This is a genomic window from Psychrobacter sp. 1U2 (genome assembly GCF_051847575.1).
Window position 1 is genome coordinate 1 of the sequence record NZ_JBPYDC010000810.1, and the last position, 824, is coordinate 824.

The window sequence follows — 824 nt, forward strand, 5'->3', positions numbered from 1 at the left end:
TTGGTGGCGGTCTACATTAAAGGTATGGCAATGGGCGCAGCTGATATCGTACCTGGTGTATCGGGCGGTACTATCGCTCTGATTGCAGGTATCTATGAGCGCCTAATTAATGCATTGGGTAGTATTGGCCCAAGCCTTTGGCAAGTATTTCGTCAGCATGGCGGTATCAAAGGTTTACTTGCCGTCTGGCGACAAGTCGATGCGACATTTTTGCTATTTTTGCTATTAGGTATTGCCACAAGCTTTGCCACTTTAGCAGGTCTAATCAAGCATTTACTGGACAATCAGCCTTTGCTTATCTGGTCGTTCTTCTTTGGTTTAGTGATTGCGACTGTCGTTATTTTATTGAGTGAAATAAAACGGTGGAATGCGGCACGGGCGGGGTTATTTGTCATTGGTATTGTGACAGCGGTTGTGATCAGCAACTTACCCCTGCTCGCTACGGCGCCAAGCTTACCGTATCTATTCCTTGCAGGTGCAATTGCCATTTGTGCGATGATACTTCCTGGTATTTCAGGGTCATTTATCTTGTTGCTGATGGGCGCTTACGATACGGTATTGGAAGCCGTCCATACGTTTAATCTGACGGTTATTCTTACCTTAATGGCAGGAATGGCAACTGGGCTACTCATCTTCACGCGTGTGCTTAAATGGTTATTGTCGCGATATTATCAAGGAACATTAGCACTGCTTACTGGCTTTATTGCCGGCTCACTGGTCAAGGTATGGCCATGGAAAGTAGATGCTTTAGGTACTTTAAATAATGAGGCGATCAATAACGTTGCCCCGTGGCAATATCCTGCAGGCGCACACTGGCTGACGAC

1 protein-coding gene is annotated in these 824 nt (G+C 46.2%); it reads left to right on the forward strand.

Annotation, left to right across the window (positions count from 1 at the left end):
• The coding region (locus tag ACS8FD_RS18875) for a DUF368 domain-containing protein (RefSeq protein ID WP_439276982.1) at nt 1-824 on the forward strand (824 nt) is incomplete at both ends.